Raw genomic sequence first — 14,353 nt, 5'->3', positions numbered from 1 at the left:
AGAGCTTGTGGGTGGCGTCGTGTAAGCTCACTGCATGTCCGCTGCTCCCACCGATCTCCCCGACGACATTGAAGCGCTGAAGGCGATGGTCGCCAGCTTGCGCGAGCAGCTCTCGTCGCGCGCGATCGAGATCGAACATCTGAAGCTGACGATTGCCAAGCTGCGCCGGATGCAGTTCGGCCGAAAATCGGAGAAGCTGGATCGCCAGATCGAACAGCTTGAATTGCGGCTGGAAGACCTACAGGCCGATGAAGGCTCGGCCGATATGGCCACCGCTCCTGCGTTGAAACGGCCGAGTCGCGAAGGTGTGGGCCGCAAGCCGTTGCCCGATCACCTTGAGCGCGAAGAGCGCATCCATCTGCCCGCGGACGATGACTGCCCCGATTGCGGCGGCCAACTCAAACTGCTGGGCGAAGACGTCGCGGAACAGCTCGAATACGTCCGGGCGCACTTCCGCGTGATCCGCCACCGCCGTCCGAAGCTGGCCTGCGCATGCTGCGATCGCATCGTACAGGCCGCGGCACCGAGTCGACCGATCGATCGTGGCATCCCGGGTCCGGCGCTGCTCGCGCACATCGCCGTGTCGAAGTTCGCGTACCACATCCCGCTGCATCGCCAGGCAGTCATGTACGCGCGCGACGGCGTCGAGATCGATCCGGGTGCGATGGGGTATTGGATGGGAAGCATCACGGCGCTGCTTGCACCGCTGGTCGACACCGTACGCCGATACACGTTAGCCGGCGGCAAGGTTCACGGGGACGACACGCCGCTGCCTGTGCTGGCACCCGGCAACGGTCGCACAAAGACAGGACGCCTGTGGGTCTACGTGCGCGATGACCGGTCAAGCGCTTCCGAGGAGCCGGCGGCGGTCTGGTTCACCTATACGCCGGATCGACGTGGTGAACATCCCCAGCAGCATCTCGCGCACTTCGCTGGCGTGCTGCAGGCCGACGCGTTCGCTGGTTACGCCGAGTTGTATCTCGACGGTCGCGTCCAGGAAGCTGCATGCATGGCCCACGCTCGCCGGAAAATCCACGACCTGCATGCGGTGCGTCCCAGCGCCGTCACCGAAGAGGCGCTGCACAGGATCGGCGCGCTCTACAAGATCGAAGAGCAGATCCGCGGCAAACCGCCCGATGAACGACGCAGAGTGCGCCAGGCACAGGCGGTGCCGTTGCTCGACGACATGAAGCGCTGGTTCGAAGCGACGCTCGCCACGCTCTCTGCGAAATCCGACACGAGCAAGGCAATTCGGTATGCGATGAATCGCTGGCCGGCACTGGTCTATTACTGCAGCGACGGGCGGGTGGAGATCGACAACCTGATCGCCGAGCGGGCGCTGCGTGGCGTCGCGATGGGGTGTTCATTGTGCACCTCCTTCCGAAACCTCGGTAAACATTGGGAGTTGTCCTTCAACCTCAGTACGACACGGGCGATGTTTGCGCGTCAAAGCCGCCACAACAGCGTCACTGTGCAGATCGCTCGTGCGAATCTGCCACGGGGCATCGGGCATTACCTGCTCGGCAGGGAGAACCCGATCCATGATCAGGCGCCGGATCATGTAGTGAGTGACGCCGAGCAGTTTCGCCGCTTCGGACATCGTCACCCAATCGCCATCCTTAGTCGCCGACTTGTAGGCGTGGATGTCGCGCACATGCCGTACGGATCTAACCCGATGCGCAGTCCAGGTCTTGCCTTGACCCGTCCGAATTCCCATCCGGTTTAGCGACGCTGCGATGTCCTGATCCGACCACCGGCATACCATGCTGCGGATAATTGCGAGCGCTTCGTCCGATGTGCTGCATCCGTGTTCGCCAGTCTTGGGCTTGCGGATGCGCAACTGTGAGTGCTGACCGCCTTGCCAGTGAATCGTTAGAATAACTTCACGTGTCGTCTCATCCACATCCGCAACGATATCGACGATCAGCGCCCGGACCAGTTGCTGGCGCATGCGCATCGTGACACCCGGGGCATTCCAGGCGGCGTCGAGGTCCTCGGCAAGCTTGGTGAAGTCAGTAGCAGGGCGAGTTGGCGTTGGTGTACATGCCGTCTCCAGACGTGCCTGGCAGGCCTGTACACGACGCAATGCTGCTTCCCAGTTCTTCTCTAACTGCGCGGCAATCAGACGGTTGTCAGGGTCGCAGGCAGCGTAGCGCCGCTCTGCCAGCGTGGCTTCGTACTGAGCCTGCTGCAGGTCGAGTTCGATGATCCGCCGCTGCTCACTCAGGGTGTCCATGTGCATTTGCTCGGCCTGCAAGGCCGCCTCGATTGCCATTGGCTCCACGACACGCAACAGTTCCTTCGCGATCGCGGCGTCTATGCGAGAGCCGCCAAAGCTCATGCACTTCGGTGGCAGGTCAAATCGATAGCATCGGTAGACAGGTCGCGGGGTGCGTCCAGTATAGGCCACCGACAGACGCCGTCCGCAACGCGCGCATCCAAGCAGACTGGATAGCAAGGCCTGCCCACCACGCCCCGATTTTACGTCGCCTGCCTTGCCATAGGCGTTGGCGGCGAGCAGCTTCTGGTTGCGCTCGAATTCTGCCCAGTCAATGTAGCCTTCGTGATGCTCCTTGAGCAGAACCTCCCACTCCTCGAATGGCTTGCGGTGCTTGTAGCTCTTGTGTGCCCGGCCTTCAACGATGGTCGTCTGCTTCCCGCTCTTACCATAAGCATAGGCTCCCGCATAGAACGGATTCCTGAGCACTGAGATCACGTTGCGATAACGTATCAGCGTCCAGTCGAAGTGCGTCAGGGTCGTGCGATCGGTCGGACGCGGGAAGTGGACCTGTTCGGCCCGTAACGACAGGAAGGCTTGTCGTGCGCTACCGCGTTCGCGAAAGCGGGTAAAGATCAGGCGTATCACTTCTTGCAATCGCTGGTTCGGATCGAGACCCAGGCCGACATCACGATGCCAGAGGTAGCCAATTGGCACGCTGATGCGTAATTCACCGCGCTGAGCCTTGGCACGTGCGGCATCCAGCATACGCGTTCGAAGCACGTTGAGCTCGAACTCACTGATGCTCCCCTTCATGCCGAGCAATAGCCGGTCGTTCGGCCGGCAGGGATCGTATACGCCATCAAGGTCGATGACCCTCGCCTCGACGAGACCGCACAGTTCGAGCAGATGGTGCCAGTCACGCCCGTTACGGGCAAGACGTGATGCGTCCAGGCAAAGGACGGCTCCGACTTCACCGGCACAGAGCAATGCCACCAGGCGCTCGAAGCCGGGCCGCGCCACCGTTCCGCTCGCCGATCGGCCCATATCATCGTCGATCACCTCGATATCGCGAAACCCGCGACGCTTTGCCTCGTCAACGAGCTCGTACTGGCGACGCTTGCTCTCGAGGTTCATCTGGACCTGAGCCTGCGTCGACTGCCGAACATAAACTACCGCCTTGCGCTTGAGAAGAGGCGCCGGAAGACGATCAGCGTTCGTCATCGTCACACTCCTTCCCGGTGACGCCGGCCGCTTGTATCAGCAGGCTTGCAAGATTCGTGATTGCCCTTGCGCGCTGCGCCGCGGTCATTCCCTGAAGCTCGGCGTTGTCGAACCTCATGCTCATCTGGCGCGGCGTTACCACTGGCGATTGCGTTCGTGCTGGAACGCCCTTTGGCAGCTTGTCCATTGCGTTTCTCCCGGACGACGTTGGAACCGTCCGGCGAGTTTGCTCGCAAGCGCCGATCAGCAAGCAGCCGATGCAGCTCGGATAACACTGCCACGGTGACCCTTGGCTCGCCGAGCCCCATGGCTGAACACATGGCGCGATCCAGCATCCACGCCGCTACCACCCTGACTACGCCGGCGTCGGCGTCGGCTTCGACATGCACCACGCCACCGCTGCGTTGCTCGACGTCTCGAACCTTGACGCGTCGACCATACAGAGGATGCCAACGATAATGGACTTCGACTTCCTGACCGATATGGGCAGAATGAACGCGAACTTGCGATCGGGAGGCGCGACTACTTGTTCGTCGGCGCCGACTCCGGTGGTGAACGGGCCGCCGCGATGTATAGCCTGATCGGCACGGCGCGCCTGAACGGCCTCGATCCGGAGGCGTATCTCGCCTACGTGCTCGAGCGTATCGCTGACCATCCGATCAACCGCATCGACGAGTTGTTGCCGTGGAACGCGGCGTCGGCGCTGCCGTCTACTGCCCACGTCGAACCCATCCGATAGCATCACGCTCCCGTCGTCAACGACCTACGCTACGGTGCTGGGCGAGTGCTTACAGTGCAGCTGTCGGTTGCAAATCTGCCGGACGGCCGGGCAGGCCTTTCGGAAGCCTGCCTTCTGCTTGATTGATCCAGCGTCGCAGCAGATTCGCGTTGAGCCTGTGCTCCAGCGCAACTGCTGCGACCGATACTCCGGTACCGTGGCAGGCAGCTACGACTCTGGCCTTGAATTCCTCGTTGTAGCGTCGCCGCCGGCGGCGTTCAGAGCGCATTCCTTCTTCGACGATAGTGTTCACGTGTCCGCTTATTCGTGAGGTGGACACGATACTCCCAAGAGCTCTACCGAACTTCAAGATGGGTTGCCCGGCCGCTTACTTCGTACGTACGGTCAAGCCCGTCGGACTTCGAAAGTCGAACGTATGAACTTTTCTTTGAGAGGGGCCGTGAAGGCAATCGCAGAGCGACACGGGGATTTGAAGACCGCATACGCGAATGCGCAGCGTCAGGTGATGGAACGGGACGGATCGAGGGTCGTATTGAGGGAAATGGAAGGATCCCTGCCTCGTCGGCAGGGATTCTTTGAGACGACGCGCGGCTTACTTGGGCCGGACCGTCCAGAAGGTTCGGGTATTCGTAAACTCGCGAATACCCGCCGTTGCAAGTTCTCGGCCATACCCAGACTTCTTCGTTCCACCGAACGGTACGCGGGCGTCGGATGCTGTCATCGCATTGATGAACGCTGCGCCGGTCGTAACACCCTTGGCAATAGCGAGCGCCCGATCTGTCGACGCCGACCAGATGCTGATCGACAGACCGAAATTGGTCGCGTCGGCCAAACGGATTGCATCGCCATCGTCCTTAGCGACAGCAATAACGGCGAGCGGGCCGAAGGTTTCTTCATCGAACGCCGCGACGCCTGGTGCAGTGTTACCAATGACCGTGGGCGCGTAAAAAAATCCCGGGCCGTCGATTGCCTTGCCGCCGGTAAGCAACTTCGCGCCCGCTTCGAGCGAACGCTTGACTTGGCTATCGAGCGCATCTCGCAGATCTGCTCGAGCGAGGGGCCCCATGTGGGTGCCCGAGTCGGTTGGGTCGCCGACTACGATGGCGTCAACCTTTTTCACGAACTGCTCGGTGAAGGTCTCGGCAATCGCCTCCGAAACGATGAAGCGTTTTGCGCACACGCAGCTCTGGCCGGCGTTGTTGAAACGAGCCTTGACAGCCGCCTCGACCGCCCGCGGGACGTCTGCATCATCGAGTATGACGAATGCGTCAGAGCCGCCGAGCTCAAGTACCGACCGCTTGGATTCGCGCCCCGCCGCGGCGCCGACGGCGGCTCCAGCGCGGTTCGAGCCGGTCAGGGTCACAGCAGCGATGCGGTCGTCACGAATAAGGGTGTCAATGACCTGGGGAACGTTTGGTTCGGCGACGACCAAGGTGGTGACGAGATTCTTCGGAAATCCAGCGTCGACGAAAAGCTGTTCGAGGGCCAACGCACAACCTGTTACGTTCGGCGAGTGCTTGAGGACCACACCGTTTCCAGCGGTCAGCGACGGGATCGCGAAGCGCATGACTTGCCATACGGGGAAATTCCACGGCATGACTGCCAGTATGAGGCCGATGGGTTCGTAGCTCACCCACGCGTCGACTCCCTCGATGTTGACTTGTTCGTCGCAGAGAATGCGTTCCGCATTGTCAGCGTAGTAGAGCGCAGTAACGGCGGATTTCTCTACTTCGCCCGCAGCTTCCGCCGCGATTTTGCCCATCTCGATGGTTACGAGTTGGCTAAGTGAAGCGCTTTGGCGTCGGAGTTCCTCGGCGAGCCGCCGGACGGCAGCGACGCGTTGAGCGAGCGGTGCTTTGCCCCAAGACTGGGCCGCGGCACGGCCAGCTGCCACAGCATCGTCAATGCGTTCGGCGCTCCAGCTTTGATAGGTTTCGAGCGCCTCGCCGTTGACTGGATTAACGGTAGTGATTTCGAGTGTCATGACTTGATCCTTCAAATTCTTCTATGACCGCACGCATTGCTTGCACGCGGCAGCAGATTAAGCGTGGTGGAAGAGTTGGGTGCACAGCGTGTTGATCTGGCTGCCCTTCACCACGCATCGGTCGGCTGCTTCGCGCCACTTGGCGAAATGCGGTGCGGCTCGGTGTGCGTCAATTGCCGCGTCGTCTTCGTAAAGTTCGTAGAACATGAAATGGAGAGGATCCTTGATGTCCTGCGTCACGTCGAAATACTTGCAGCCGGCCTCGTCGGAGAACGTGCGAGTCGCGTTCTCCTTGATGGCGTCGAGAAAGTCTTCGAGGCGTTCCGGATGGACCTTCAGGGAAACGATAAGCGCGATCATTCAATGCTCCTGGGTGTTAAGCGTGCGCGGAAATGGGCAGTGGGGTGCCAGTTTCTTCGGCGAGTTTGCTCATGCTTTGCCAAGTATTGTCCGCAAGCGTGATTCCGGTCTCACGCAGTTTCTCGGTGTTGCGGTCCTCAAGCTCGCCCGGGAAGAAGATTTCTTCTACGCCATGGGCTTTCGGCACGTCCTTGATCTCATCGATCAGGGTCTCCATGCGACGTTCAAATTCTGCGACCGGCATCATCGACTTGATGTCGATCGTGATCAGCAAATGGCCGCAGCCGCTTGGCTTCGTGGCGTCGTATGGACCAACGACGTTTGACCCGAAGTGGCTACCGGTAAGAACGCCAGCAAGCACGTCCATCATGAACGAAATGACGTACCCTTTATGCCCGGCCATCGGCAATATGAGGCCGTGAATCGCCTTGCTGGCGTCGGTCGTCGGAACACCCTGCTCGTCGGCAGCCCAGTTGTCGGGGATTGGCACTCCTCGCTCCGCGGCGAGGTAGATTTTGCCCCGAGCGACCGCGGTATTGGCGATATCCATCACCGCGACGCCACGGCGGCCTCCCGGTGCAGCGATCGACCACGGATTGGTGCCGACGCTTTTTTCGCGGCCTCCCCATGGCGCCATCGCAGGACTGGCATTGGTTGCGAGGAATGCAACACACCCCGCCTTGGCGGATTCGCGCGTGAAATACGCGGCCGTGCCGAAATGGTTCGAATTGCGTATGCCGACTGCACTAATACCGTATTGGCTCGCACGCTCGATACCGAGTTGTATGGCCGACGCCGTCAGCACCTGACCGATGCCGTGACGCCCATCGAGAATCGAGACAGCACCGCCATCAAGCACTTTCTCAGGTGCGGTCACGGCGGTCATTACGCCGGTGCGAAGGCGCCCAACGTACCAGGGAAGGCGCAACATCCCGTGAGAAGAGTGACCCCAAAGCTCCGCCGTGACTAGACTGTCGGCCAGCAGGTGCGCGTCTTGTCGAGGAACGCCCAAGGTTTCCAGAATTGCCGTACCAAATGCGGTGAGCTCTTCTGCTTGAACGGTGAATGGCATTTGAATCTCCTGATGATGCCGACAATCTAGGTGGCAATGCTGGACCCGAGGGGGAGTCGCTGTCGCGTGCCTGGGAGCGCCAATTGGTGCCCAGCAAGCCGCGACGCGTCGTATAGCGGTGCAGAAATGAACAGGTTCGAGAATTCACGACGCACGACGCAACGGGTGACTATCGAGCCTGGACTCGGTTATCTCGAGGCACTCGATCAGTGCTTACCATGCTCCGCAGAGACCGGATTCGTCTGGCCCGTGGCCGTCAGCGTGCGGGTCGCTTCCGGTGTGGCGTAAATCCAGAGAATCTTCATCGGATTCGTTTTCGAGAGGTTGCGGAAGCGGTGATTGACGTTGGGCGGAATGAACGTGACGTCGTGAGGTTTCAACTGGTACTCCAGACCATCGATGTCGAGAATTGCATCACCCTCCATGAGGACCACGCTTTCCTGGCAGTTGTGGCTATGGAAGGGGATCTCCACGCCCGGATCAAACGAGGTGTATCCCGTGATGAAGCTTGTCGTGCCCAGGTCGCGCGACACGAGGGGCGTTGTGCGGGCGCCGCCGCCGCGCTCATGCGTCAGCAGGGTTTCCGGCTTGAGAAGGGCCGCGCCCGAGGGGGTCTTCATGGTCATGCTGCCTCTCCGATCAAAAAATGGGGGCGCCGCGTATGCCGACGCCAAGGTTGATATGGGGAGACGGGCATCCAGTGCGCGCCCCACATGACGCCGCTTTCCGATAGGGGGCTAGCACGAAGCCCGTCGTGAGATTTGAGTATAGCGTTTTATGATCATAAAACGCAATCGGATGTGCGACTGCTCAGTGTTTACACCGTCTCGAACGCTGTTCCTTACAGGTTTGAAGGACATGGTCGCATTTGCTATCGGATGCCTTCGCGTTCAATGTGGTGCGATCTGCTGCAGGACGGTGGGACAGGTGCGATCATATGATTCGCCCATTTTTGTAGGCTGGCGCTGGAACTCCCGCTCCTCCTGTCACGGCTTCCGGCGAGTGCGGTGCGTCGGTAGAGCATGTATCGTCGAGTGCGCCACTCGCTGGCGTTTCCGCGCCAGCGAGGTGGATTAATCATCGAGCCGATCAGAACCTGGGGCGAATGCCGATGCGAGCGAGCAGTTGGTTGCTGTTGCCCGAGGCCGATTGGGTGTTGATCTCGGACACAACTGCATTGCCAGTCGAGCCGACTCCGGATGCGTGGTTGATATATGGCGACGGCATATACGTCGGTACGCTTCGAAAGGAACTAGCCCAGGCCGAGCGAATACTGGAAGTACTTTGCATCCTCCTGGGCTGAATCAATTGCTACCTTACGGGCCTAGAGAAGTGGGGAATCAGCGAGGTGCTTGCGCCCGATTGACGAAGTCGTTGGTGAACGTTCTGGAGAGATCGATGTGTCGCCCCTTGATGTTCGGATTGAACTCGCTCAATACCTTCAGGACGGTTTCGGGTCCGCCGGCAGGCATTTTTCCGTCCGGCGAATACATCGGCATCGATGCTTGAAGGGCCTTCACGTAAAGGCTCTTGCTGCCGCCGTAGTAGTCAGCGGGCATCTTGTTCGCAATCTCTTCCGCCGAGTGGGTCTGGATGAAGCGAAGCGTCCGGACAAACGCCCGCGCAAGCTTCTGTGCGTCATCCCGATGGCTATCGGCCCATGTACGTTGGACGTAGAGGCTCGATGCCGGGTACAAGCCACCAAGAGCCGCCTTCGTGCCGTCGACGCTGCTCAAATCGACAAGCACCTGTGCGTCCCCGGTCGCGCGCAGCAATGAAGTCGTGGGTTCCGTGCTCCATACAACCTCGACTCGACGTTGCTTTACCGCCGCAAGCAAGGCATTGCCCGCACCTACCGGCAGCGTTGAATAATCCGACATCTTCAAACCATACCTTGCCGCGAGGAAGTGCCCGATGAAGGCTGACGATGAACCGAGTCCGGTAACGCCGAGTGTCTTGCCCCTGAGGTCCCCCATGTTCCGAATCTGTGTCGCCATGTCGCTGCGAACCATCTCCATGCTGCCTGGTACGAGGCCGAAGAGCACAATGCTCTCGATCTCTTTCCCCTTGGCTTGGAGATCAATCGAGTGATCGTAGAAGCCGACGACCGCCTGCGCTGCGCCGGCGACGAGCTCGTTTTCTGCGTCTACGCCAGCTTGCTGCGATTGCAGGTCGACATCCAGGCCTTCATCGCGAAAGTAGCCCAGAGATTCAGTCAGTTTAGCGGGTAGATAGATAAGCTTATTGATACCGCCAACGATAATTGTGATCTTCTCTGCGGCGATGGCATTCACTGCGCATAGAGAAAGCAAGATCGATGCAGCCCCTGCAATTTTCCGAACGGTTCTTTGCACGACTTGTCTCCTTGCTGGCTCGCACTTTGAGCCAGTGTTTTTTGGAATCTATAGATAATCGTAGTCCGAATTAAATGGAAGGAAATTTTCGTAACCTTGAACGGACTGGCGTTGGATTATGTACTGGCGTTGGTACTACTATAGTTTGGTTGGATCACTGGAATGTGCCTTCGTATATCCCAAATCGATCTCAGTCCTTCGCCGAGTACACGCGCACGCTGAAGCGTCCGTTGTTGTTTGCTGGCTTTGTCTATTTGACGGACGGCAGTAGCGTGACTTAAGGCGGAGGACCGAACTTAATGTGACACGATGGTGCATTCTATGGCTACGAAACGCAATAAGTAAACCGATCGGCGCCCGGGGAATACCCTGAGCCTGATCGACTTGAGTTCATAGCACTTCGTCATAGCCATGCCGCAGCATGCCAGACGAGTTTGCGAACGATCGATCCAAATGGAACTCAATAAGGTGTGGGCGCCAAGGCCCGCCTATGTCCGCTGGCTGCTATAGCCGACAATGGCAACAAAGGGGCGGCAATCCCAATCTTAGCCTGCGTCGGCGCCCTCAAGGGCAGTGACGATTTCTCGAGCAGCCACCTTGAGTTCGGGTACGAAACGCCGAATTGCTTCGGCTGGTGTTATCGCCTTCGATAAATAGATCACGTTCAGGCTGCCGAGCACGTGCCCGCGCGCGGAGATGGCCACAGCGATAGCGCCGATCTTTTTTTGGGCACCCCAGTCGCCCGCATTGATGCCAAATCCGTCCGCGCGAGTCTGGCGGATCAGATTCGCGACATACGCGTCATCGAATGCGAGGCGGCGCTGCTCTTCATCGCCAGCATTGGTTCGCAACAGTGCGAGGATGCCCGCTCGCTCGGCATCGGGACAGGCAGCAAAATATGCGCGGCCAGCCGCGGTCAACAGCATCGGGAGCCGGCGCCCGACCATCGATCGGTGAAATGACAGCGGACTGAATCGGTGCGTGGTTTCGCGAATGATCATCGCGTCGCCATCGGGTGTCGTCAAATCAGACGGCCAGACGACACGTTGTGTTAGTTGCGCCATCACTGGCGGCGCTACCGTTGAAATCCATTCGTCGTCCGTAAAACCTTCGCTCAGCGAGCGTACGCCGAGCACTAGCCTGAAGCTGTCGTCGGACGGGCTACGGCGCACGCATCCTTCTTCGACCAAAGTTTCCAAGAGCCGCCGCACCGTAGTTCTGTGCAACCCGGTGGCATCGCTGATTTGCTGGCTAGTCGCGCGGCCATTCTCCATCCCGTTTAGCGCGCGCAGCACCTGCAGGCCACGCGCGAGGCCGCGTACGCTGGTGTATCTCGACACGATAAAGTCCTTTTAAATCAATGGCGTGCATCCAGTGCACATTCCACTCAAATTGTTGAGGCGCGATATCGCGCTCCTTAGACTTTGTTTGAAACCGGAGGCATGGGCGGCAGAGAGGGCCCGGTGGATGGCGTCGGCGAAGACTCGTCCATCGTAGCAGAGCTTGCCGCGTTGGCGCCGGTCCGATGGTGGAGACGCGCGGCAGCCGGCCGCGCAGCACTTAAAACAGCATTGCAGGAGACATAGATGCCCGCCCAATATGAGGCTGTGCCCGCGTCGGGCAGCCCGCATGTCATCGCAACGGACGTCGCCATCGTTGGCGCCGGCCCGGTCGGCCTGATGATCGCCAACCTGCTGGGACAGCAAGGCGTCGGAACGATCATCATCGAGAAACTCGAGCAGATTATCGACTATCCCCGCGCGATCGGCCTCGATGACGAAGCGCTTCGGGTATTCCAGACCGTAGGTCTCGCTGACGCGCTGCTACCACACACGACCCCCGACCACTGGATGCGCTTTGTCGCTGGTAGCGGCCGCTGCTTCGCGTCCATCGAGCCTCGGACCGACGAATTTGGCTGGTCGCGCCGCAACGCATTCATCCAGCCGCTGGCAGACCGTGTGCTGTTCGATGGACTGACGCGATTCGCGCACGTAGGCGTGCTATTTGGGCACACCGTCGACTCGTTTGCCCAGGACTGCGACGGCGTGACGATTGAGATAGTTGACGCCCAAGGCGAGAAGAAGATCGTGCGTGCTGGGTACATGGTCGGCGCGGACGGCGGCAACAGCTTCGTGCGCCGCGCACTCAACGTATCGTTCGAAGGGCGCACGAAGCCAAACCAGTGGATCGTCGTCGACGTGCGCAACGATCCGCTCGGCTCGCCGCACGTGTACCTGCATTGCGACTGGCGGCGACCTTACGTGTCGGCCGCGCTGCCACATGGGATCCGCCGCTTCGAATTCATGGTGATGCCCGGCGAAACCGAGGAGCAGCTGTCGCGGCCTGAAAACCTTGCCGCGCTGATCCGCAAGGTGGTCGCCGATCCGGACAAGGTCGACTACATACGCAAGCGCGTCTATACGCACAACGCGCGGCTCGCGCGCCGCTTCGATGTCGGCCGCGTGCTGCTCGCGGGCGACGCCGCGCACATCATGCCGGTTTGGCAGGGGCAGGGCTACAACAGCGGGATTCGCGATGCGAGCAATCTCGGCTGGAAGCTCGCAATGGTCGCGAAGGGGCTCGCGCGGCCCGAGCTGCTCGCGAGCTATACGCTCGAGCGGCGCGACCATGCGCGCTCGATGATTCATCTGTCGGAAGTCGCCGGCGACATTTTCGCGCCGACGACGCGCGTCGGCCGTGTCGTGCGCGACGGGTTCGTGCGCGCGCTCGGTTTGATTCCGGCCGCGAAACGCTATTTCGTCGAGATGCGCTTCAAGCCTATGCCGCGCTACGAAGCCGGCGTTGTGATGCTGCCGCAGTGCACACGCGACGGCGGCGTGCTGGCCCGGCTGCTCGACTGCGCGGGCGGCACCGCGCCGGGGCGCCTGCTCGGCCTGATGAGCCAGAAGCGTAGTTCGTGGCTGGGGCAGCTCGTGTATGGCCGCGATGCGTTCGGCCAGTCACCGGTCGGCCGGATGTTCATCCAGCCGCGCGTGCGCACGGCCGACGGCCGCACGGTGCGGCTCGACGACGCGATCGGCAACCGCTTCGCGGTGATCGGTTGGGGCAGCGACCCGACCTTCGGGCTGACCGACGCGGCCCGCACGGTGTGGGAGCGACTCGGCGCGTGCTTCGTCCTGGCGAAGCCCGACGTGCAACTCGACTATGTGGCCGACGTGCCTGACGGCGTGATCGCGATCGGCGATACGACGGGCCGGCTGAAAGACTGGTTCAGCCGGATTCCTCAGTCGGTTGTGCTGCTGCGGCCGGATCGTTTCGTCGCGGGCGTGTGCGCGCCGCAGGAAGCGTCGGACGCGATCGTCGCGCTCGCCGCGCTGCTGCAGCTCACGGATACAGTGTCCGCCGCACGCCCCCCACAGGCCGATGCGTTCGCGCACGAGGCTGCCGCGCAACCGGCTGGAGCGTGACATGCCGATCCAACTCGAATGCCTGTCCCATACGCCGCTGCAAGGCTATTTCGATCCGGCGCCGGACGTGGTGGCCGAAGTCGAGCGCGTGCAGGCCGCGGCCCGTGCGCGCGTCGAAGTGTTCGATCCCGAATGCATCGTGCTGTTCGCGCCCGACCATTACAACGGCTTTTTCTACGACCTGATGCCGCCGTTCTGCATCGGCATCGCGGCGGAATCGATCGGTGACTACCGGAGCCTCGCGGGCCCGCTGAACGTGCCAGCCACGTTCGCCCGCGAACTGGTCGAGGCCGTGCTCGACAGCGATGTCGACGTGTCGATGTCGTACCGGATGCAAATCGATCACGGCTTCGCGCAGGCGCTCGAAGTGCTGACGGGCGACCTCGACCGCTACCCGGTGATTCCCGTGTTCCTGAACTCTGTCGCTGCGCCGATGGCGACGCTGCGCCGCGCGCGGCTGCTCGGCGACGCGATCGGCCGCTTCGTCGCGCGCTCGGGCCGCCGAGTCTTGGTGGTCGGCTCCGGCGGCATCTCGCACGAGCCGCCGGTGCCGGAACTCGCGACCGCGAGCCCGGAACTGGCCGAGCGGCTGATCGCCGGACGCAATCCGGACGCCGATGCGCGCGCCGCGCGCCAGGCGCGCACGATCGCGGCGGCGCGCACGTTCGCGGCCGGCGACAGCCCGCTGCACGCGCTCAATCCCGGATGGGACCAGGCGTTTCTCGACGTGCTCGCAAGCGGCGACCTGAAAGCCGTCGACGGGATGACTAACGATGCGATCACGCGCGACGGCGGCAAGTCTGCGCACGAGATCCGCGCGTGGGTCGCCGCGTTCGCGGCGCTGGCGGCCGCGGGCCCGTATCACGCGGTGCGGGATTTCTACCGCCCGATTCCCGAATGGATCGCGGGCTTCGCCGCCATGCACGGCTGGTCTGCGGGTGAGTCCGCGCCGCGATCGACAGACAAGGAGTGAC

Annotated in this window: 11 protein-coding genes and 2 pseudogenes; 4 read left to right on the top strand and 9 right to left on the bottom strand. The window is 61.2% G+C overall.

What is annotated here, in order from left to right:
• Positions 1–34: 34 nt before the first annotated feature.
• Positions 35–1,360, top strand: a pseudogene (tnpC, locus tag DIE15_RS02970) (IS66 family transposase); the annotation flags it as partial.
• A gap of 3 nt (positions 1,361–1,363) precedes the next feature.
• Here tnpC and DIE15_RS02965 read toward each other — a convergent pair.
• Together DIE15_RS02965 and DIE15_RS02960 are read right to left on the bottom strand one after the other, a co-directional pair.
• Positions 1,364–3,442 (bottom strand): recombinase family protein, encoded by a 2,079-nt coding sequence (locus DIE15_RS02965; RefSeq protein ID WP_124832322.1) that lies wholly within the window; start codon positions 3,440–3,442, stop codon positions 1,364–1,366.
• Positions 3,429–3,629 carry a hypothetical protein gene (locus tag DIE15_RS02960; protein WP_116117435.1) on the bottom strand — a complete coding sequence of 67 codons (201 nt, stop codon included), beginning with the start codon at positions 3,627–3,629 and terminating at the stop codon, positions 3,429–3,431. Before DIE15_RS02960 ends, DIE15_RS02965 begins: the two co-directional genes overlap by 14 nt.
• Positions 3,630–3,938: 309 nt before the next feature.
• Here DIE15_RS02960 and DIE15_RS02955 point away from each other — a divergent pair.
• Positions 3,939–4,181 (top strand): annotated as a pseudogene (locus DIE15_RS02955) (transposase domain-containing protein); the annotation flags it as partial.
• Positions 4,182–4,230: 49 nt separating this feature from the next.
• Here the strand turns inward: DIE15_RS02955 and DIE15_RS02950 are convergent.
• The 7 genes from DIE15_RS02950 to DIE15_RS02920 form a co-directional block, all read right to left on the bottom strand.
• Positions 4,231–4,473 (bottom strand): transposase, encoded by a 243-nt coding sequence (locus DIE15_RS02950; RefSeq protein WP_221624156.1) that lies wholly within the window; start codon positions 4,471–4,473, stop codon positions 4,231–4,233.
• Positions 4,474–4,773: 300 nt separating this feature from the next.
• A complete protein-coding gene (locus DIE15_RS02945) occupies positions 4,774–6,165 on the bottom strand; it encodes an aldehyde dehydrogenase family protein (RefSeq protein ID WP_124832321.1) in 1,392 nt (463 codons plus the stop codon).
• Positions 6,166–6,222: 57 nt separating this feature from the next.
• Positions 6,223–6,525 (bottom strand): putative quinol monooxygenase, encoded by a 303-nt coding sequence (locus DIE15_RS02940; protein WP_124832320.1) that lies wholly within the window; start codon positions 6,523–6,525, stop codon positions 6,223–6,225.
• Positions 6,526–6,541: 16 nt separating this feature from the next.
• Entirely contained in the window at positions 6,542–7,597 is a 1,056-nt protein-coding gene (locus tag DIE15_RS02935; protein ID WP_124501120.1) for an Ldh family oxidoreductase, read from the bottom strand.
• Between the two features lie 206 nt (positions 7,598–7,803).
• Entirely contained in the window at positions 7,804–8,223 is a 420-nt protein-coding gene (locus DIE15_RS02930; RefSeq protein WP_124501121.1) for a cupin domain-containing protein, read from the bottom strand.
• A gap of 714 nt (positions 8,224–8,937) precedes the next feature.
• Positions 8,938–9,951 (bottom strand): ABC transporter substrate-binding protein, encoded by a 1,014-nt coding sequence (locus tag DIE15_RS02925; RefSeq protein WP_260426747.1) that lies wholly within the window; start codon positions 9,949–9,951, stop codon positions 8,938–8,940.
• Positions 9,952–10,496: 545 nt separating this feature from the next.
• The gene (locus DIE15_RS02920; protein WP_124501123.1) at positions 10,497–11,291 is read right to left on the bottom strand and encodes a DNA-binding transcriptional regulator; all 795 of its coding nucleotides are present in this window, start codon (positions 11,289–11,291) and stop codon (positions 10,497–10,499) included.
• Positions 11,292–11,537: 246 nt separating this feature from the next.
• Between DIE15_RS02920 and DIE15_RS02915 the strand changes: the two genes are divergently transcribed.
• On the top strand, positions 11,538–13,379 hold the full coding sequence (locus tag DIE15_RS02915; protein ID WP_124501124.1) for a bifunctional 3-(3-hydroxy-phenyl)propionate/3-hydroxycinnamic acid hydroxylase: 1,842 nt from the start codon (positions 11,538–11,540) through the stop codon (positions 13,377–13,379).
• Between the two features lies 1 nt (position 13,380).
• A complete protein-coding gene (locus DIE15_RS02910) occupies positions 13,381–14,352 on the top strand; it encodes a 3-carboxyethylcatechol 2,3-dioxygenase (RefSeq protein ID WP_124832318.1) in 972 nt (323 codons plus the stop codon).
• Position 14,353: the final 1 nt, after the last annotated feature.

The organism is Burkholderia sp. Bp9031, assembly GCF_003857965.1.
GTDB lineage: Bacteria > Pseudomonadota > Gammaproteobacteria > Burkholderiales > Burkholderiaceae > Burkholderia > Burkholderia ambifaria_A.
This window is presented reverse-complemented; position numbering and strand designations above follow the sequence as displayed.

What these genes read in the sequence shown, in the direction of transcription:
- DIE15_RS02965 (WP_124832322.1), bottom strand. Translation starts at nt 3,442, where the DNA reads ATGACGAACGCTGATCGTCTTCCGGCGCCTCTTCTCAAGCGCAAGGCG.
- DIE15_RS02960 (WP_116117435.1), bottom strand. Translation starts at nt 3,629, where the DNA reads ATGGACAAGCTGCCAAAGGGCGTTCCAGCACGAACGCAATCGCCAGTG.
- DIE15_RS02945 (WP_124832321.1), bottom strand. Translation starts at nt 6,165, where the DNA reads ATGACACTCGAAATCACTACCGTTAATCCAGTCAACGGCGAGGCGCTC.
- DIE15_RS02940 (WP_124832320.1), bottom strand. Translation starts at nt 6,525, where the DNA reads ATGATCGCGCTTATCGTTTCCCTGAAGGTCCATCCGGAACGCCTCGAA.
- DIE15_RS02935 (WP_124501120.1), bottom strand. Translation starts at nt 7,597, where the DNA reads ATGCCATTCACCGTTCAAGCAGAAGAGCTCACCGCATTTGGTACGGCA.
- DIE15_RS02930 (WP_124501121.1), bottom strand. Translation starts at nt 8,223, where the DNA reads ATGACCATGAAGACCCCCTCGGGCGCGGCCCTTCTCAAGCCGGAAACC.
- DIE15_RS02915 (WP_124501124.1), top strand. Translation starts at nt 11,538, where the DNA reads ATGCCCGCCCAATATGAGGCTGTGCCCGCGTCGGGCAGCCCGCATGTC.
- DIE15_RS02910 (WP_124832318.1), top strand. Translation starts at nt 13,381, where the DNA reads ATGCCGATCCAACTCGAATGCCTGTCCCATACGCCGCTGCAAGGCTAT.